Genomic DNA, 18217 nt, shown 5'->3' with positions numbered 1-18217 from the left:
CACTGTGAATTGGAACAGCGAGATTCTTGTGATGCTAGCGTATTGGCAACGGCAATAGAAATTAGAAAAATAATCGTGCTAATTCAATGCCGGGATCTTCTGCGCGCATAAAAGCTTCTCCGACAAGGAAGGCATTGACGTGATGCGATCGCATGCGGGCAACATCTGCGGGAGTATGGATGCCGCTTTCAGTAATCACAATCCGCCCGGACGGGATGTGGCCAAGTAACGCCAGCGTTGTATCGAGGGAAGTTTCAAAAGTACGCAGATTACGATTATTGATGCCGATGAGTGGAGTGGTCAGCTGCAACGCCAGTTGCAATTCTGCCGCATCGTGAACTTCGACCAAAACTGCCATGCCCAGCGAGTGGGACAATTTCTCGAGTGCAACCATTTGCTGCAAGGCATTATCGGCAGGATTACTGGATCCAGCGCCGAACTCCATGATGAAAGCACTCACGATCAATAAAATACAATCGGCACCCATCGCACGCGCTTCGGCAATCTGATATTCATCCAGAATAAAATCCTTACGCAAAACCGGCAATGCACATGCGGCACGTGCTGCTTGTAAATATTCGGGGCTACCCATAAAGAACTGCCGATCCGTCAATACCGACAGGCAAGCTGCGCCATGTTGTGCATACGTTTGCGCTATTTCTGCCGGAATAAACTCAAACGAAGGCGTACTTCCTCCGGTAGAGCAGCCACGCAATATCCCCTTACTGGGGCTGGCTTGTTTGATTTCGGCAATGACAGCTGGTTGTCCGGCTTCAATTTTGCTCGTTATCGCTGCCGCAAAATCGCGCGGCGGTGGCGCGGATTGCGCTTCCTGGCTTAATGTTGCATAAGATTTCAATGCCTTGGCAGCGTTGATCTCTTGTTTTTTGACGGTGAGGATTTTTTTTAGAATATCGGACATTGTGATCTTATACAGAATTTCTGTGGGTGAATTCCACCAAGTCGTGAAGTTTCTTTAACGCGGCGCCGCTTTCGATGGCGCGTAGCGCGGCTTTGATTCCCTGTTCGAGCGTGTCCGCAATCCCGGCGGCATATATCGCCGCGCCGGCATTCATCAGCACGATATCGCGTGCCGGTCCGGTGGTATTTTCCAATACCGAAAGCAACATTGTTCTGGCATCGGTGCTGTCGGTAACCTGGATAGCTTCGATTGCTGATGTTTTTAAATTGAAATCTTCCGGTCTGACGGTATAAACGGATACTTGACCATTCTTCAATTCACCGATGCTTGTTTCGCCTGTGATGGTGATTTCATCCAATCCATCGCTGCCATGCACGATCAGTACATGTTCGCTGCCCAAGCGTTGCAGCACAAGCGCCAGGGTTCTGACCAGATCTGCATTGAACACGCCTAGAACTTGCCTTTTGGCGCTGGCTGGATTGGTTAACGGGCCGAGGATGTTGAATAATGTTTTGATACCGAGTTCACGCCGGACCGGTGCAGCATGTTTCATGGCCGCATGGTAATTGGGTGCAAACATGAAACCGACGCCGATCTCATCGACACTTTGCGCAACCTGTTGTGGTGTTTGGTTGAGATTGATACCGAGCGCTTCCAATACATCTGCACTACCTGATTTGCTCGAAACCGAACGGCCGCCATGTTTGGCGACACGCGCACCTGCCGCCGCGGCGACAAATGCCGCTGCCGTGGAAATATTGAATGTGTGCAAGGAGTCTCCGCCCGTGCCGCAGGTATCTACCAAATGCGTGTGATCGGGAACGGCGACTTTGCTGGCAAATTCACGCATCACTTGCGCCGCTGCGGTAATTTCCCCGACTGTTTCTTTTTTTACCCGGAGACCGGCGATGATCGCGGCAATAAGAACGGGCGAGATATCTCCTTGCATGATCTGGCGCATCAGGGAAATCATGTCATCGTGCATTATTTCCTGATGCGCAGTAATGCGCTGGAGTGCTTCTTGTGGCGTCATTCAATCACCTTTAGTCGAGCGGATTTATTGCCGGTGGAGAAAATTCTCGAGCATTTGATGTCCATATTCGCTCAGGATGGATTCGGGATGAAATTGAATGCCCTCGATGGCGAGAGTTTTGTGACGGATCCCCATGATTTCGCCGTCTTCGGTCCAAGCGGTGATTTCAAGGCAATCCGGCAGCGTTGCGCGTTCAACGACCAAGGAATGGTAACGGGTGGCGGTGAATGGGTTGGGCAAGCCGCGGAAAACGCCGGTGTCGTGATGAAAAATCGGCGATGTTTTGCCGTGCATCAGTTGTTTTGCATGAACTACCCGTCCGCCAAACGCCTGCCCGATGCTTTGATGTCCCAGACAGACGCCCAATACCGGAATGTTTTGACTGAACTGATTGATCACCGCCAGCGATACACCCGCTTCATTGGGCGTGCATGGCCCTGGAGAAATGACGATCCGCTCGGGATTCAATTGCGCGATTTTATCCAGTGTGATTTCGTCGTTCCGGTATACCGCAACCTTTTCACCCAGCTCGGAGAGATACTGCACCAAGTTGTAGGTAAAGGAATCGTAGTTGTCTATCATCAGCAGCATCGGTTTTAACTCTTTGTTTGTACTTACTATCGTTTAATTGTGACGGAAGAGATTATAGCAAAGGATGAATTCCTGCGCGCAGCACGTGAATTTTACCAGTTCAGCCGTGAGGCGAATAACAGAATCGCAATTATTTGAACAGTAATTGATATTGCCTTAATAATTCAGTAAAATTACCGCCTTTTCAACCTTGTCTCACCACATGAAAGTCGTGGGAGGCTTTACCCAAAAGGAAATTATGCGACATTACGAAATCGTTTTTATTGTTCATCCTGATCAAAGTGAACAAGTCCCTGCAATGATCGAACGCTACCGCGGCATTGTAACCGCGAAAGATGGCAAGGTTCATCGCGTGGAAGATTGGGGGCGCCGTCAGCTTGCCTATCTGATTCAGAAAGTTCACAAAGCGCACTATGTATTGATGAATATCGAATGCAATCAAGAAGCGCTGGATGACTTGGATCATGCATTCAAATTCAGCGACGCCGTGCTGCGGCATTTAACCATCAAGGTCGACGGTCCAATTACAGAACCATCGGCGATGATGCGTCAAGAGGAAAGATCGCGCGCCGCAGGTTTGAGCACTACCGAAGCGGTGGCTGAGGAACTCGAGACCGACGACGTGCCGGATGAATCCAGCACCCCTGCGTAAACACATTGCAATTGGAATGTAATCGCACCATTATTTGCGGAAAAATTGTCAAACTGGGCGTTTTACGCTACACACCGGCTGGTGTGGCCGTGATTGAATTTACGATCAATCATGTGTCGAAGCAAAAGGAAGCAGGTGTAGTTCGGCAAATAATATTGGATATTCTGGCCGTTGCATTGGGCCAATTAGCTCTGACGATCGCCGGGTTTAAGCTTGACAGCATGGTCAAACTGAGCGGATTTCTCAACAGAAAGAGTCACATGAGCCAACAATTGGTTTTGCACGCGGAACATATCGAACTTATTTAATCAGATAACAGGAATTAACATGGCACGTTTTACCAGCAGACGCAAAGACAGCAAAGATAAAGAAAGAGAAAAGAAAGCCAACCGCCCGCTATTCAAACGCAAAAAATTCTGCCGTTTCACCGCGGAAGGCATCAAGCATGTGGACTATAAAGACATTGAAATCCTGAAGGATTTTGTCAGTGAAAATGGCAAGATCATCCCGGCGCGTATTACCGGCACGACTTCCTTCTACCAGCGTCAGCTGAGCACCGCGATTGAGCATGCGCGTTTTCTGGCATTATTGCCTTACACCGATCGTCACTAAGGAGTAATTACGATGCAAATTATTTTGATGGAAAAAATTACGAATTTAGGGCAATTGGGTGATGTTGTGAACGTCAAGAGCGGTTTTGCACGGAATTATCTGATTCCGCAAGGCAAGGCAAGACGTGCAACCGAGCAATCCATTGCAGAGTTCCAATCGAAACGTGCGGAATTGGAGAAAAAACAAGCAGCCGTTCTGGCGGCAGCGCAAGCAGTGGCGGTGAAACTCGAAGGATTGCTGGTGCAAATTACGCAAAAAGCCGGTAGCGATGGAAAATTGTTCGGCTCGGTAACCAATGCCAATATCGCCGAAGCGCTTGCCGCACTCGGTTTTACCGTGGAACGCGCCATGATCCGCATGCCGAATGGCCAATTGAAACAGGTTGGCGATTATCCGATGACCATTGCGCTAAACAGCGATGTGACGGCCAATATCACCGTATCGGTATTGGGTGAAGCAGCGATGTAATACCCTGTTTTCAGGTCGTTACATTTTTAAAAGGACTATTTCGGTAGTCCTTTTTCATTTGCCGGTCAGCAAGTGATAAAATCAATTCTCCTTCAATGGTGTTTCCGGATCCTATGGCACAATCACCGATCAGTCTTCATCAAGAGCAATTTCTCGATCCCTATAAAACACCGCCGCATTCGATAGAAAGCGAGCAATCGGTGCTGGGCGGACTCATGCTGGACAATAACGCCTGGGAAAAAGTCGCCGACATCATTACCGACGGCGATTTTTACCGCCATGATCACCGCCTGATTTATCACCACATTTGTAAGCTGATCGAGCATAACAAACCGGCGGACGTCATTACCGTGGCGGAATCCCTGGAGACATCGGCGGAGCTGCAAACTGTCGGCGGTCTGGCGTACATTGGCACCATCGTGCAAAACACGCCATCGGCGGCGAATATCAAGCGCTACGCCGAAATCGTCCGGGAACGTTCCATCATGCGCTACCTGGCGCAAGTCGGGGTGCAGATCACCGATTCCGCATACAACCCGGCGGGACGTTCCGCGGCGGATTTGCTCGACGAAGCGGAAGCCAAAGTGTTTGAAATCGCCGAGGAAGGTGCGCGCGGCAAGGAAGGGTTCGTCGGCATTCAGCCGCTGTTGAAGCAAGTAGTGGAAAGAATCGAACTGCTCTACAGCCAGGATAATCCCAGCAACGTCACCGGCATCGCCTCCGGTTTTCACGATCTCGACCAAAAGACTTCCGGGTTCCAGCCGGGCGACCTGATCATCGTCGCGGGACGTCCGTCGATGGGTAAAACCGCGTTTTCACTCAATATCGCTGAAAATGTCGCGCTGGAATTAAACAAGCCGGTGGCGGTATTCAGTATGGAAATGGGCGGCGCGCAGCTGGCCATGCGGATGCTGGGTTCGGTTGGCAGGCTCGATCAGCACAAAGTGCGCACCGGACGGCTGGATGACGACGATTGGCCGAAACTTACGCATGCACTGGGAAAACTGAACGAAGCGCCGCTTTACATCGATGAAACCGCCGCGCTGAATGCCTTGGAACTCAGAGCGCGCGCCAGAAGGCTTTACCGCCAGTACGGCGAACTGGGTTTGATCGTGGTCGACTATTTGCAACTGATGTCGTCCACCGGCCAAGGAGAAAACCGCGCCACGGAGATTTCGGAAATATCGCGCGCATTGAAGGGTCTGGCGAAGGAACTGAAAGTGCCGGTGATCGCGCTATCGCAGCTGAACCGCAGCTTGGAACAACGCCCCAACAAACGCCCGGTGATGTCGGATTTGCGTGAATCTGGCGCAATCGAGCAAGACGCCGACGTGATTTTGTTCATTTACCGCGACGAAGTGTATAACCCCGATTCACCCGACAAAGGCATCGCCGAGATCATCATCGGCAAACAGCGTAACGGCCCGATCGGCAAAGTCGATTTGGCTTTCCTGGGGCAATACACGTGTTTTGAAAGCCTCGCTAGGCAGGAATATTACTAGTTCCGGTTTTTTTACGGCATGTTCCAAAACCCTGCTTCGCGATGGATCGGTGCGAAGCTTTTAATCAGCAACACTCACAAAAAGTTAACCAACCATTTACCCGGATCTTATTGGAAAACTAAGCCAGGGAAGGCTTTTAACAGTATTTCCGGTTTTTCGAGTAAGCAAGCGCTGAGCGTTATTTCCGGTTCATTTCCTTGGTTTATAGATTAAAGATGATCAATAAAAAACTTTTTTCTTTTGTATTTCTGAAGTCGGAAGCCAGTTCGTTACGGTCATTGCAGGTAAACATCCGTAAGCTCGATGTGAAAGTGGTGCTGGTATGCCTGATCGTCGCCTTCTCTCTCACGTGTACGCGCTATCTGGGCGATGCGTACTACCTGATCAGTGTTTTGCGGGATTTGAATCTGACCGGATTGGCGCAAGCAGCGGATAATCTCCTGCAGCATCATGCCAACGCACAATTACACCAGCTGATTTACTGGGCGTCGGTAGTTATTTTCTTTTACTTCGTTTTCCCGGCATGCATTATTCTGCTGGTATTCAAGGAAAATCTGACGGAATACGGATTGCAGCTGAAGAACGCCGGCCAAGGATATCCCCTGTATCTCGGCATGCTGGCGATCATGGTGCCGCTGGTATTTTATTTTTCCGGGAGCGAGAGCTTTCTTGCGCGCTACCCGTTTTATACGGTGGCCAGCGATGAAAGTCTGTTTCCTAATTTCTTCCTCTGGGAAATCGTGTATTTCCTGCAATTTCTCGCATTGGAATTCTTCTTCCGCGGCTTTATTCTGCACGGCACCAAGCACCGTTTCGGGTTTTACGCCATTTTCGTCATGGTGATCCCGTATTGCATGATCCATTTCGGCAAACCGATGCCGGAAACGATCGCGGCGATCATCGCGGGCGTTGTTTTAGGATTCCTGAGCTTAAAGAGCAAAAGTATCTGGCTGGGTGTTATGATTCACTGTAGTGTCGCGCTGACGATGGATCTGTGCGCGTTGTATCGAAAAGGCCTATTTTAGATAGTGAGATGATTGGTGAACTCTGAAAACGCGCATCCAGCTCAGCAAAACCGTTTGCCGCGATTGTTGCTGTGCCTGTTTATCCTGATTACCCTCACAGGCTGCTTCTCGCCGATGGCGCTGAACCGCGCCGTGCTTGCGTACGATGACGCCGTTACCGATGCGGTGTCGCAGCAGTTGCTGATCAATATCGTGCGTGCGCATCACCGCCAGCCGATTCATTTCACCGGCGTATCCAACATCGCCGCGACTTTCAATTTCCAAGCGAGTGCGGGTGCCACGCCATCGCCGGGCGGGCTGGCCGGTGCCGTGATATCGCCGATTTTCGGCGGCGGCATGGCGGAAAGCCCGACCATCAGCATCGTGCCGATCGAAGGGGAAGAATTCACCAAGCGGCTGCTGACACCGTTTCCGCAAAACAAGCTGACATTGTTGTTGCGTCAGCGCTTCGACGTTGACTTGCTGCTGCGCATGATGGCGCAGGAAGTGCGCATGCTGCAAACGAACCGGTACAATGGTGTTTATCGCAACAGTCCGGGGGATGAAGCCGGTTATGAAATGTTCCGCCGCGTGGTGCTGCACTTGTCGGCGATTCAAGACCATAACCAGCTGTACGCCGAACCTTTGGCGCTGATCAATACCTGGGTTATCCCGGCTAGTGCCATCACGGCAGATGGTTTTCAGTCGCTGCAAAAGGAATTCAGCGTGCGCTACAATCCGCAAGACAATACCTACACGCTGCGGAAACACATCGCCGGACCGATTCTGATCACTAACTACGACCCTAACATCTTGTCCGACGAAGAACGCGAAACCTTGCGCCAGCAAGTGGTGGACGGGGATAGCAGCGACATCGCGTTTGATATCCGCGCCGGGCATTATGGCGGGGATTGGGCGATGAGCGGCGTGTTCCGGCTCAGAAGCTTCCACTCGATACTCGGTTTTCTCGGCAAATCGCTCGGCGAAGAACTTGGCTATCACGTCGAGAAAGATCCCAGAACGCCAGCGATCCTCAATAACGAAAATCCCGATCTGACCATGGAATTCACTGTTTCCGATTGGCGCCCCCGGGATGTCGATCTTTCCATCCGCTGGGATGGCCGCTACTACGCGGTGAATACCACGGGACCTTACGCGCGTTGGAACCGCGACGCCTTTCAGTTATTGTTCCTGCTGTTCCAAATGACCGTCACCGACATCCCGCGCGTCGGCGTGCCGAGTATCACCATCGCCAAGTAGCTTTGGCTAGTTTATCCTGCTGACCGCTTACCGGGCTTTTACCAGGTGCGGCACTGACGGGCATCCCACACCGCCTGCGTGGTGGTTAAATAATCCGAGTCCTCAATGTTTTTTCTGGTATCGCCACACGCATATATCCTTACATCTGTAGGCGAATAACTACAAGAAAAATAAGCACAATGCTTATTCATTAATTGCGCCAATAACTCTAGTATGAGAAGTGGAGGGTCATCAAAAGATTTCCCGTCGATCAATGAATTTGGAAGGAGTTATAAAATGAGCGTAAAAACACTGATGTTTTTTACCAGCATCATGATCATGATTCTTTTTTCACTGAGTGCAATAGCCGGAGAGAGCCATCTGGTGCACGCCATAAAGCACGCTGAAGCTGCGGCGGCCGCGGCTGATGGCAAGGCAGTAGCCGAACATGCCGAGCATGCGAAAGCGCATGCCATTGATGCGAAAAATAATAAAAACTCCAAAAGCGACCCCAAACATATCGATGAAGGCATCAAATGCCTGGATGATGCGATCAAAGAAGGCAAAGGTGGCAATGCTGAAGCAGCCAAGAAAGCGGCCACAGATGCTGTAAACCATTTTAAGCAAGCCGCATCCACACCGGCCCCCGCACCAAAGCAATCGTCCTACTAGCTTTAGCACCCTAACATACGGTGAATTACGGGTTCACCGTATTTTTATCCCTCCATTCTTCCTTGCGGACATCAATGCCGGTCGTGTATTCACGCTCAGCGGTTTGCATTGTTTTTGCCGGAAATGGCCCGTTCCGGCGGCATGCAAAAAATCTCGTAGCAGCGCACCGTGACGCCCGGCATAGGTTTCACCGTCAAGGAAGCGGGTCGTGATCGGGTTGTTTTGCTGTTTTCTTGCGAGGTCTACGGGCTGCGGCGGCGGGCAGCAGGCTGGTGATCGTTTGGTAGCGTTCGAACAAAAACGCCACGCGCTCGGCTTCGGAGGCGAACGATTTTTTGCCGTAGGCGGCGTCGACGGCGCGGTCGAGTGTCTGATGCGCGCGCACCAGTTCCGGCGGCATCGCCAGCGGATCATACAGATCGGCCAGCGTGGCATTTGGGAATTGCGCGCGGGCGTCGAGCACGGCTTGCGCGGCGGTTTCGATGGTTTTGCGTTGGGTATCGGTGGGTTCCGGCCAGGGGAAGTTGTTGTAGACGATCCCGGCGGAATAGCGGTAATCGCTTTTCAAGCGCCCGCATACCGTGCGCATCCAGGCGTTGTGCATCGTGGAAGTGAGGATGCCGAAATGATAGAGCGTGGCGTTGGGTAGCATAAAAACCAGATCGCTACAGAAAGTTTCGGGTTGAATGAACCCTAACGGAATAAAGTTACGCCTTTCCGATGATACTTTTGGAATAAGCAGATAAGGCGTTGTTGGTATGAGTTCAGTGCCAAAATGAGTCGGTGTGTCAGCTGCTTTTAAAGTTTGGGCGCGCTTACTTTTTAAGCGAAAATTTTTAACAGCCTCGACCAAAGATAATACTTCTGGAAGCTGACGCAGTTCGTTTGGAGGACAATCACCGAGCCATAAACACCAGCGCTCATATCCATTGATAAATTCGACCGCGCCGAGCCAGCGATGGAAATATTTTGCTGCTTTAGGTGAGCGCTTAAGAAATTCTTCTTTTTCTTCAGTAGTGAATAGGAAGTTACCATCATCAATTGGTTGACTTCCTATGCCGATTACGGGAACGGAGCAAATTGGTTTGTTTCGATTTTCTAAAAATAGATTTGGTGAATCCACCAGATACGGATTGATGTTTTTGGACGCTACAGCATGCGCTTCGCCCTGAATGTTTTCATATTCAAAAATGGTTTTCTGCGCCGCTTCTTGCAAACCAAAACCGATGATGACGCAATGCACTGCGGCTTTGCCGCTGGCTTCGCTGCTCCATTGAAAGGTGCGGTGGGCGAAATGCAGATGCACACCGTGGCGCAGTAAATCCGGCCACAATACGCTAACCTGTTCGCCCTGCGTGATCGAGTTGGTTGAGACGAACGCCACCCGGATCGCCGGGTGGGCGGCGATGTAGCCGGTAGCCTTGCGGTACCAGCAGGTGACGTAATCGAGCAAACCGGCGTTTTTGGTGTCGTGAAAAATCGTCGCGACATCGGTGCGCTGTGCGTCATTCAAGAATTTCGCGCCAATGAACGGCGGATTGCCCATCACAATATCGCACTCCTTCGCCGCGATGACGCTGTTCCAATCGAGTCGCAGCGCGTTGCCGTGTAGGATGTGCGCGGATTTTTTCAACGGCAGGCGGATGAAATACTGGCCGAATTCTTCCGACACCAACGCGTTCATCTGGTGGTCGGTCAACCATAGCGCGACTTGCGCGATTTGCACCGGAAATTCCTCGATTTCGATGCCGTGGAACTGGTCGACGTCGACCTGAATGATGGTGGCGATGTCGAGCGCCTGCTGGCCGCTGTGGTGTAGTTCGCGCAGCACTTCCAGTTCCAGCTTGCGCAGTTCGCGGTACGCGATCACCAGAAAATTGCCGCAGCCGCATGCCGGGTCGAGAAATTTCAGTCCGGCGAGCTTGGCGTGGAACGCTTGCAGGTTTTGCGTGCGGCTTTTGACGGTGTGGCGGATTTTATCGAACTCAGCGCGCAGTTCGTCGAGGAACAGCGGGCCGATCAGTTTCAGGATGTTTTCCTCGGTGGTGTAGTGCGCGCCGAGGTTGCGCCGCGCGTTCGGTGTTTCGTCCATGATGTTCTGGAACAGTGAACCGAAAATCGCCGGGGAAATGCCGCTCCAGTCGATGGCGCAGCAATACAGCAGCGCGGCGCGCATGTCGCGGTCGAAGCTGGCGAACGGCAGGCGTTCCTCGAACAATTTGCCATTGATGTACGGAAATCGGCTCAGCGTGTCGTCGAGGTTTCTCAGCCGCGCGGTTTCCGGCGTGTTGAGCACGTCGAACAGTTGCGCCAGTTGCGGCGCGAGATCGCTGCCGTCCTCGCGCGTTTGCTGCTCGATGAATTCGGTGAACTGAGTGCGCTCGAAAATACCGGTGTCCTCGGCGAATAGGCAAAACAGCAGGCGCACCAGATAGACCTCGAGCGCGTGGCCGGTGTAGCCGATTTGTTTCAGGCGGTCGTGCAGCCGCGCCATGCGCTGCACCGCCTTGGCGTTGACCGGGCTTTGCGGCGAGATTTTTTGCGGCTGGTACCCGGCGATGAACCAGAACAGCTTGACGTTTTTATACAGCCCTTTCAGCAGGAATTCGCTGTGCGTGCCTTCGATCATGTCGTACAGGCGGAAGCGCGCGAAGTCGCTGACCAGCACGAAACGCGGCAGTTCGTGTTCCTTCAGTCCGGGGAAATAGTCGATGGCCTGCTGGTAGGCGCGATCCAGATCTTTACCGCGTGATTTGTGTTCGATCAGCAGGTTGCCTTTCCACAGCCAATCGATGTATCCGTCGCGGTCGCCGAGTTTTTTGACCTTTTGCTCGAAACTGCCGATGCGCCGCTGGTTGATGCCGAAGACTTGGAAAAATTCGATCCAGAACGGTTTGGCGTCGGCGTCTTCCGATTCCGCTTTGGCCCAGTCGCGGGAAAACGCCAGCGCGCGGTCTTTGATTTCGTTCCAGGCTAGCGCCATGCAGTCTCCGGTTTATTCTTAGGAAGCTCTGAAAAACTACTGCGCTCGCTGCTTTTTTCAGAGCTTTCTTATTTATTTTGACCCGCCCGATTCTACGTGATCGCGCCGGGAAACGCCAAGGATCGCCTGTGGTATGATTTTCCATCATTATCAGGAGCAAGATATGCGCGCTATTTTTCTGGATTTCGGTTCCGTCACCCGTGGCGATATGGACTGCGCCACGCTGGAGCGGGCGATTGCGCCGTGGCAGTTTTATCACGATTCTTCCGAGGCGGAAGTGGCGGAACGCATACGCGACGCCGAGGTGATCGTCAGCAACAAGGTTTATATCAGCAGTGACGCCATTGCAACGGCGCAACGACTCAAGCTGATTTGCATCGCTGCGACCGGGTACAACAACGTCGACCTGGCGGCTGCCGCCGAACACGGCGTGCCGGTGTGCAACGTGCGCGGCTACGCTACGCCGTCGGTGGTCGAGCATGTGTTTACGCTGATGCTGAATCTGGCGCGGCATTTTCCGGATTATCAGGCGCTGGTGAAGCGCGGCGGCTGGCAGAAAAGCCAGTTTTTTTGTCCGCTGGATTTTCCGGTCATCGAACTATCCGGCAAGACGCTCGGCATCATCGGCCACGGCGAACTCGGGCATGCCGTGGCGCAGGTCGCCCGGGCATTCGGCATGCAGGTGCTGATCGCGGATCACAAAGGCAAGCCGCCGCGTGCCGGTAGAACCGCGTTTGACGATGTGCTGCGGCAGGCGGATTTCGTCACGCTGCATTGTCCATTGTCAGCGGAAACGCAGTATTTGATTAGCCGCCGCGAATTGGCATTGATGAAGCCGTCGGCGTATCTGATCAACACCGCGCGCGGCGGGCTGGTGAACGAGACCGATTTATTGCAGAGTTTATCCAGCGGACAGATCGCTGGTGCGGCTATCGACGTGATCCAGGGCGAACCGCCCGGCCAAAATAATGCGATCCTGCGCACATTGCCGCCGAATCTGATCGTCACGCCACACATCGCCTGGGCCAGCCGGGAATCGCGGCAGCGGCTGCTCGATCAACTGGCGGGTAATATCGAGCATTTTTTCCAAAATAAACCATTTAATCAGGTTACCGATGCGATTGGGGGTACCTGAAATTAGTACAAAATTGGCACTAAAAAAAATAAAAAGAAGGTAAAATTAGAAAGAAAATTCCTACAAAGAATAGGAATCTTTTGCGAGAAGGGCTCGTTAATGCCATTTGGCAGTTTACCGCCGTAAGCGATTAAAAAGCGAACGTGCAGTTAAACGAACATGTTTTGATAAAGTATCAAACTGATTATTTCAAATTTGAGGAGAAAAATAATGAAATTTATTAAAGGCACTACGCAAGTTGCTGCCGCGCTTGGACTCTCTGTCCTATTGAGCGGCGTCAGCTATGCATCGCCAGCTGGCTCAATCACCGTAACCAATCCTGGCCCGTTAGGTTCTTTCAGCATCAATACCGCTGCTTTTGACGGTACCAGCGGCGTAATCGAGAAACTCACGTTCGATTTGTCCGGAACGCATTGCACGGATGGTGGAAGTTGCATATTGGGCGAGCCGCTGGTATTCGGTGGTTCGGGTGGCGGAACTTTTGCCTATGATCCGGAAGCCAATGGCACATCGTCATTATTTGGCGCGGTGGGCTCAACGGTATTCGGTTTTGATTTCACCGGCTTCGATCCACTGAATGTATTCACATTTTCCTGGGATCCGGATGTTGCCAGTAACGGCGGTTACGGTGCAATCGTAGCCGAACTGGCTGGTACTGTGGTCACGGCATCGGTTCGCTTTTCTGCTACTGAGGTTCTCACCTATTCAGGCACGATGGGCATTGTCGGACATGACGTTGCCGCTAACCTCGTTCCTGTTCCAGAACCTGAAACCTATGCGATGTTGCTGGCAGGTCTTGGTCTGATCGGTTTTGCTGGCTACCGTCGTAAACAAGCGGCTGCAGTTTAATCGCTTGATCGTAGGATTGCTGTAAATCGTTTTAGAAGAACCGGCGCTGCGGTAAACGCAGCGCCGGTTTTTTTATGAATCATTGAGCTGACAGCGTTCAGCTGTCACGTTTATCTTCATCATCATGCAGCGTTTACGCTGCGGTTTGCGTTTACTCCATCGTGTTTTGGTAACATAGCGCAGCTATTTCAATGTATCCGGTTGAAACCGGTGCTTGTGACCATCCCAATACAAGGAGTGATACCCATGCAGCAGTGGATTTTTCTTGCCGTCGCCATCGTCAGCGAAGTGATCGCGACATCATTCCTCAAAGCCGCCGAAGGGTTTACCCGTTTGTGGCCATCGCTGATCGTTGTCATCGGTTATTTGCTGGCTTTTTATTTGCTGTCGTTGACGCTGAAAACCATTCCGGTCGGCGTGGCGTACGCGATCTGGTCGGGCGTTGGCATCGTATTGATCGCGCTGAGCGGCTGGCTTTTTCTGGGGCAGTCGCTGGATACGCCCGCGCTGATCGGTTTGGCTCTGATCATCGCGGGTGTGGCCGTGATCAATGTGTTTTCCCGCACCGTCGTGCATTGATGCCGCCGTCAGGATTTGCGCAAGTCGGTTAGAAACCGGTCGAGAATTTCTTTCTTGGCATGCGGCATGACCACGACATGCGCGCAGGGTGTCCGTTCTCCGTCAATATCAAGCTGCATGGTCGCTAATGAGTAATGATCGACGATGGCTTTACTCGGGGTGATGAAATAAACCGTATTCGAACGGTCATTGGCGCGCACCGGCCGCAGGTAACTATAATGGTTGTTCATTTCTTTCAGCAAATAAGCGGTGTTATCCAGCATTGCTTTGGCATCGGCAGCTTGCCGGGCAAAAGCGGATTCCGAACTGAAAAAGTAGAATTCAGCGGGTTTGACGGCATCGCGCGAACAGGTGATCGTGCCAGGTACTTGCTGGATGTATTCCGGGTCGTGAATTTGGCTGAACGGGGTGCGGAATGCTTCAAAGTTCGCGCGCGTGGTGATGAACAATCCGGCGGGCGAGGGAAAGCCAAAAAATTTGTGACAGGAAACGGCGATGGAATCGTAGCGTTTCAGTTCTGTTTTGGAAACCGGGTTGCTGACGTTGTGCCGCAAGTCAGCGGCAAACGCGGTGTGTGGCAAATAGCCGCCGAATAACGCGGCGTCCAAATGCAGATAAGCGGTGCGGTGTTTTAGCTTGGCTTGGATGGCATCAACTGGATCAATCGCGCCTTTGAACGTGGTGCCAATGGTTGCGACCACCAAGGCGGGATGATTGGGATTGGCATTCAACTGCCGTTCCAGATCATTGGCGTCCATGCTGCCGTCGGGCCGCGTGCCGACTACCACCCAGTCGAGATGCAACAGGTCACGCAGAATCTGAATCGAATAATGCGCTTCACGCGTGAAATAGATTTTCGGCATGACACCGGTACGGCTTTTAAGAATCGTACGGCCCATATACAACCCGTGCATATTGCTGTCGGTGCCGCTGTTGGTGAGGAATCCCCAAATATTATCCGGTGCGAAGCCATACACTGCGCCGAAACGATCGATCAATTCCTTTTCAAACGGATGGCAATTAAACGGGATATGGCTGTGGTCGTAAGGATTGCCAACATTGTTGAAAGCGAATTGATTGAAGCCCACGGCCGCGAGTTCATTGCGCCAGGCGAAAAACTCATCCGGCGGAGTGGTCATATTGATGGGATAACCGAGCATCCGGCTCCGCTGTTGCGAGAGATGCCGCATGGCTTTCAATGCGGTTGCAGCGTTTTGTTGCGGAACTCGCGTCAGCGATTGCGTTGCGAGGGCCTGAGGTGAGCATGCAGCCATACAGGCTGTTGCGCCGGATATGCTCAAAAATTGGCGCCGGTTCATTAGCATGATGACCTCCTGTTAAGTACGATCATTAGATACTGTGCTGAACGTAAGGTTTCTTATCTATTTTGCAAGATGGGAGAGGCGTTGCGGTGAATGATCTTGAATAGAACAGGGAAGACCGCTATCTTAGCGGTTCTCTTTTGCTGATAATAATGGTGACTATGAGTAAAGCCTTTACCAAGGAAAACGAAGACGACGACGAACCCGACGATACGCCGAAGTTGCCGAAGGGTTTGAAAAACTACATCACTCCGGCAGGCCATCAGCGGCTGAAGGATGAGTTCGATCAGTTGTGGAAAGTGGAACGGCCGGAATTGGTTAAAACGATTACCTGGGCGGCATCCAACGGCGATCGCTCGGAAAATGGCGATTATATCTACGGCAAGCGTCGGCTGCGCGAAATCGACCGACGCTTGCGGTTTTTATCCAAGCGCCTGGATAACGCCGAAGTGGTCGACCCCGCGCAACGCGGCGAATGCGATCAAGTGTTTTTCGGCGCTACCGTGACCATTTGCAATAGCCAAGGCGAGGAAAACACCTACAGCATCGTCGGCATGGACGAAGCCGATCCCGGGCGCGGCCGCATCAGCTGGATTTCCCCGCTCGCCAAAGCGCTGCTCAAGGCGCATGAAGGCGATGTGGTGAGACTGCATACGCCGGGTGGGTTGGAAGAACTGGAGGTGGTGGAGATCCGTTACGAAGCGTTGTGAGGTTCTATTCCTTATCAGCAATTTATCCGGATAAGCAGTTTGTTTTTAATCGCGATAAGTTCGTGATTTTTCGCACAGAACAATATTAATCATAGTCTTATACTGAATCCATGGTGAAAAAGATGGAAGACGCATGGATAAGTATATTGCTTTTGTACTGGTTATTTTGTTATCTCCGGTTGATATTCAAGCATCGTATTTCAATACCGATCGGCCTCAAAAAATCATTGGATCATTTTTGAATGAGGTCGAGCACATCGATGAAATAGCAAAATTCAGTAATGCGTTTGCATTCTCACCGAAAAATATCGATGAAATTACACGCTATCTTGATGCCAATGTGTACAAGATGCTTCCGGTGATTTCGATTAGCAAGTTTCTGTTCGATCCGGAAACAGGCCTGTACCGGAATGATCCGTATGGGATTATTGATGCAATTGAGATGTCCGCCGTGCGTCATCGCGAAATTTTATTTTTACTCGACGAACCCTTGTGGACGATACGAAAGGCGTGTCGCGAAGGAAAACCCAAGGCATGTCATGACATCGAAAATCGCTATGCAGACACTTTGTCTACACTGAGATCGGTGGGGCGATTGCTCAGACAGCAATTTCCGGGGGCTGGTGTGATACATATTGAGGCTTGGGCTGAGTTAGTCCTGCAAAAACAAGCTTACCCCGATGAACTTGCGATTATGCTTGATGATGCTGAGTATTTGGGTTTTGATTGTTATGGTAATTTTTATTTCTGCGGCTCGCCGGAACTTGGCTATTACTCGCAAATAGAGTATGGATCAGGGGTGTGGGATACCATGCAGGCGCTCGAATCAGCGAATCCGATAGGCCGTAAATTCTTTTTAGTCCCCGGAGGATTCCTGGCGGACAAACTCTTTGACGATGTCGAAACACTATTGGATCAACTGTACCAATATGCCTATCTATTAAGTCAACGCAAGGAAATTGGCGGGCTGGGTATGTTCTTATGGAGCGATGTGATCGAAGAGGGCCGATTTTTTGTTGGTGCACGGAATATTCAACCGATCGTTGACCTTATGACCTTGATCGCGCAATTTTTTGGTGTGGGAAATAAAGTATCGCCTTAAGCACTTGCGGAACATCTTTTGCGATTCGGAAAACCGGGCGTGCTGGAACGCAATCCCGCAAAATTCACAGAATCTCCCCATCCACATAAAACCACAATCCTCCTTCCCGTACAAAGTTACTGATTTCGTGCAAGCGGTGCGCCCGGCCGTTGATTTTGTAACGTGCGGCGAATTCCACGATCGCTTGATCCGCAGCGGTTTGTTCATGCCGTTTGACGGTTAATCCCAGCCATTGCTGTGCCGGTTGTCCGGTCAAGTCTAAGGATGCCGGGCGTGTACTGGAATGCCAGGTGGCCAGGAGATAGTCTTCGCGCTTTAGCGTATACGCGGTGTAGCGTGAGCGCATCAGGTTTTCCGCCGTGGCGGCGGTTTCGTTTTGATCCAGATAATGGCCGCAACAGCTGCTGTATGGTTTGCCGCTGCTACACGGACAGGATGATTCTTTTGTGTTCTTCACGCTGGTGTTCAAGATTTTGAGTATGCGGAAATTAATTCCAGTTTTTGAGTGCGGGATAGGGATTTTATCGACATTTCTCTTTTTGTCGCTTCTGCGCGGTTTTTGTGGAATTCTTGGTGTACTAGCTGGAATGGCCCACGGCCTTGGGTATATCGTGCGCCTTTACCTGCGTCGTGGGCTTTGACCCGGCGCGTCAGATTCGTTGTGATTCCGGTATACAGACTTCCATCGGCGCATCGTAGGATATAGACTGTCCAATGCATATATTTTTCTTTGTTGATCGTTCAATCCTGAACAATAAAAGTAAAAGGCTTGTTGCCAAAGAAGAGGCCGTGCTCACTGATATTGGTTTTATGGTGTAATTTATCACAATCCTCATTTTGCT

20 protein-coding genes are annotated in these 18217 nt (G+C 51.4%); 13 read left to right on the top strand and 7 right to left on the bottom strand.

The features are described from left to right. Window positions 1-61: 61 nt before the first annotated feature. Genes trpC through BLU57_RS06445 form a run of 3 tightly spaced genes read right to left on the bottom strand, consistent with a single transcriptional unit; the run spans window position 62 to window position 2546 of the window. Window positions 62-922: an indole-3-glycerol phosphate synthase TrpC gene (gene trpC, locus BLU57_RS06455; RefSeq protein ID WP_090318036.1), complete on the bottom strand. Its 861-nt coding sequence runs from the start codon at window positions 920-922 to the stop codon at window positions 62-64. A gap of 7 nt (window positions 923-929) precedes the next feature. Further along, entirely contained in the window at window positions 930-1955 is a 1026-nt protein-coding gene (gene trpD / locus BLU57_RS06450; protein WP_090318035.1) for an anthranilate phosphoribosyltransferase, read from the bottom strand. A gap of 24 nt (window positions 1956-1979) precedes the next feature. Then, window positions 1980-2546, bottom strand: a complete 567-nt coding sequence (locus tag BLU57_RS06445) for an anthranilate synthase component II (RefSeq protein ID WP_090318033.1) — start codon at window positions 2544-2546, stop codon at window positions 1980-1982. Window positions 2547-2784: 238 nt separating this feature from the next. Here BLU57_RS06445 and rpsF point away from each other — a divergent pair, with 238 nt between their 5' ends. From rpsF to smbP, 8 genes are all read left to right on the top strand, one after another. Continuing rightward, window positions 2785-3198, top strand: coding sequence for a 30S ribosomal protein S6 (rpsF, locus tag BLU57_RS06440; RefSeq protein ID WP_090318119.1), 414 nt, complete (start codon window positions 2785-2787; stop codon window positions 3196-3198). 5 nt (window positions 3199-3203) lie between these two features. Beyond that, the gene (priB, locus tag BLU57_RS06435; protein ID WP_256206189.1) at window positions 3204-3506 is read left to right on the top strand and encodes a primosomal replication protein N; all 303 of its coding nucleotides are present in this window, start codon (window positions 3204-3206) and stop codon (window positions 3504-3506) included. A 19-nt stretch (window positions 3507-3525) separates the two neighbouring features. Further along, the gene (gene rpsR, locus BLU57_RS06430; protein WP_090318030.1) at window positions 3526-3810 is read left to right on the top strand and encodes a 30S ribosomal protein S18; all 285 of its coding nucleotides are present in this window, start codon (window positions 3526-3528) and stop codon (window positions 3808-3810) included. Between the two features lie 12 nt (window positions 3811-3822). After that, on the top strand, window positions 3823-4278 hold the full coding sequence (rplI, locus tag BLU57_RS06425) for a 50S ribosomal protein L9 (protein ID WP_090318027.1): 456 nt from the start codon (window positions 3823-3825) through the stop codon (window positions 4276-4278). A gap of 113 nt (window positions 4279-4391) precedes the next feature. Beyond that, window positions 4392-5780, top strand: coding sequence for a replicative DNA helicase (dnaB, locus tag BLU57_RS06420; RefSeq protein WP_090318115.1), 1389 nt, complete (start codon window positions 4392-4394; stop codon window positions 5778-5780). A gap of 215 nt (window positions 5781-5995) precedes the next feature. Continuing rightward, complete coding sequence (locus BLU57_RS06415; RefSeq protein ID WP_090318021.1) at window positions 5996-6805, top strand: CPBP family intramembrane glutamic endopeptidase; 810 nt, start codon at window positions 5996-5998, stop codon at window positions 6803-6805. A gap of 15 nt (window positions 6806-6820) precedes the next feature. Then, the gene (locus tag BLU57_RS06410; protein ID WP_090318018.1) at window positions 6821-8044 is read left to right on the top strand and encodes a hypothetical protein; all 1224 of its coding nucleotides are present in this window, start codon (window positions 6821-6823) and stop codon (window positions 8042-8044) included. Between the two features lie 276 nt (window positions 8045-8320). Further along, window positions 8321-8695 (top strand): small metal-binding protein SmbP, encoded by a 375-nt coding sequence (gene smbP, locus BLU57_RS06405; RefSeq protein WP_090318015.1) that lies wholly within the window; start codon window positions 8321-8323, stop codon window positions 8693-8695. 193 nt (window positions 8696-8888) lie between these two features. Here the strand turns inward: smbP and BLU57_RS06400 are convergent, their stop codons facing one another. Then, entirely contained in the window at window positions 8889-11678 is a 2790-nt protein-coding gene (locus BLU57_RS06400) for a DNA methyltransferase (protein ID WP_090318013.1), read from the bottom strand. A 163-nt stretch (window positions 11679-11841) separates the two neighbouring features. On the opposite strand from BLU57_RS06400, the gene BLU57_RS06395 reads away from it, so the two are divergent. The 3 genes from BLU57_RS06395 to BLU57_RS06385 all read left to right on the top strand — a co-directional run bounded on the left by BLU57_RS06395 (window position 11842) and on the right by BLU57_RS06385 (window position 14241). Then, on the top strand, window positions 11842-12813 hold the full coding sequence (locus BLU57_RS06395) for a 2-hydroxyacid dehydrogenase (RefSeq protein ID WP_090318112.1): 972 nt from the start codon (window positions 11842-11844) through the stop codon (window positions 12811-12813). Between the two features lie 210 nt (window positions 12814-13023). Further along, entirely contained in the window at window positions 13024-13662 is a 639-nt protein-coding gene (locus BLU57_RS16485; protein ID WP_256206187.1) for a PEP-CTERM sorting domain-containing protein, read from the top strand. Window positions 13663-13908: 246 nt separating this feature from the next. After that, entirely contained in the window at window positions 13909-14241 is a 333-nt protein-coding gene (locus BLU57_RS06385) for an SMR family transporter (RefSeq protein ID WP_090318010.1), read from the top strand. Window positions 14242-14249: 8 nt separating this feature from the next. Here the strand turns inward: BLU57_RS06385 and BLU57_RS06380 are convergent, their stop codons facing one another. Next, a complete protein-coding gene (locus tag BLU57_RS06380) occupies window positions 14250-15515 on the bottom strand; it encodes a pyridoxal-dependent decarboxylase (RefSeq protein ID WP_256206186.1) in 1266 nt (421 codons plus the stop codon). Between the two features lie 209 nt (window positions 15516-15724). On the opposite strand from BLU57_RS06380, the gene greB reads away from it, so the two are divergent. Both greB and BLU57_RS06370 read left to right on the top strand, forming a co-directional pair. Beyond that, window positions 15725-16273, top strand: a complete 549-nt coding sequence (greB, locus tag BLU57_RS06375; protein ID WP_090318105.1) for a transcription elongation factor GreB — start codon at window positions 15725-15727, stop codon at window positions 16271-16273. A gap of 133 nt (window positions 16274-16406) precedes the next feature. Then, window positions 16407-17375, top strand: a complete 969-nt coding sequence (locus BLU57_RS06370) for a hypothetical protein (protein WP_090318004.1) — start codon at window positions 16407-16409, stop codon at window positions 17373-17375. Window positions 17376-17439: 64 nt separating this feature from the next. On the opposite strand, the gene BLU57_RS06365 is transcribed toward BLU57_RS06370, so the two are convergent. Together BLU57_RS06365 and BLU57_RS06360 are read right to left on the bottom strand one after the other, a co-directional pair. Continuing rightward, a complete protein-coding gene (locus tag BLU57_RS06365; protein WP_090318103.1) occupies window positions 17440-17832 on the bottom strand; it encodes a YchJ family protein in 393 nt (130 codons plus the stop codon). A gap of 8 nt (window positions 17833-17840) precedes the next feature. After that, window positions 17841-18095, bottom strand: coding sequence for a GIY-YIG nuclease family protein (locus BLU57_RS06360; RefSeq protein ID WP_090318001.1), 255 nt, complete (start codon window positions 18093-18095; stop codon window positions 17841-17843). Between the last annotated feature and the right edge of the window lie 122 nt (window positions 18096-18217).

Source organism: Nitrosomonas oligotropha, assembly GCF_900106555.1.
Classification (GTDB): Bacteria; Pseudomonadota; Gammaproteobacteria; order Burkholderiales; family Nitrosomonadaceae; genus Nitrosomonas; species Nitrosomonas oligotropha_A.
The sequence above is the reverse complement of the archived record's forward strand: the minus strand, read 5'-3'. Positions and strand labels throughout refer to the sequence as shown.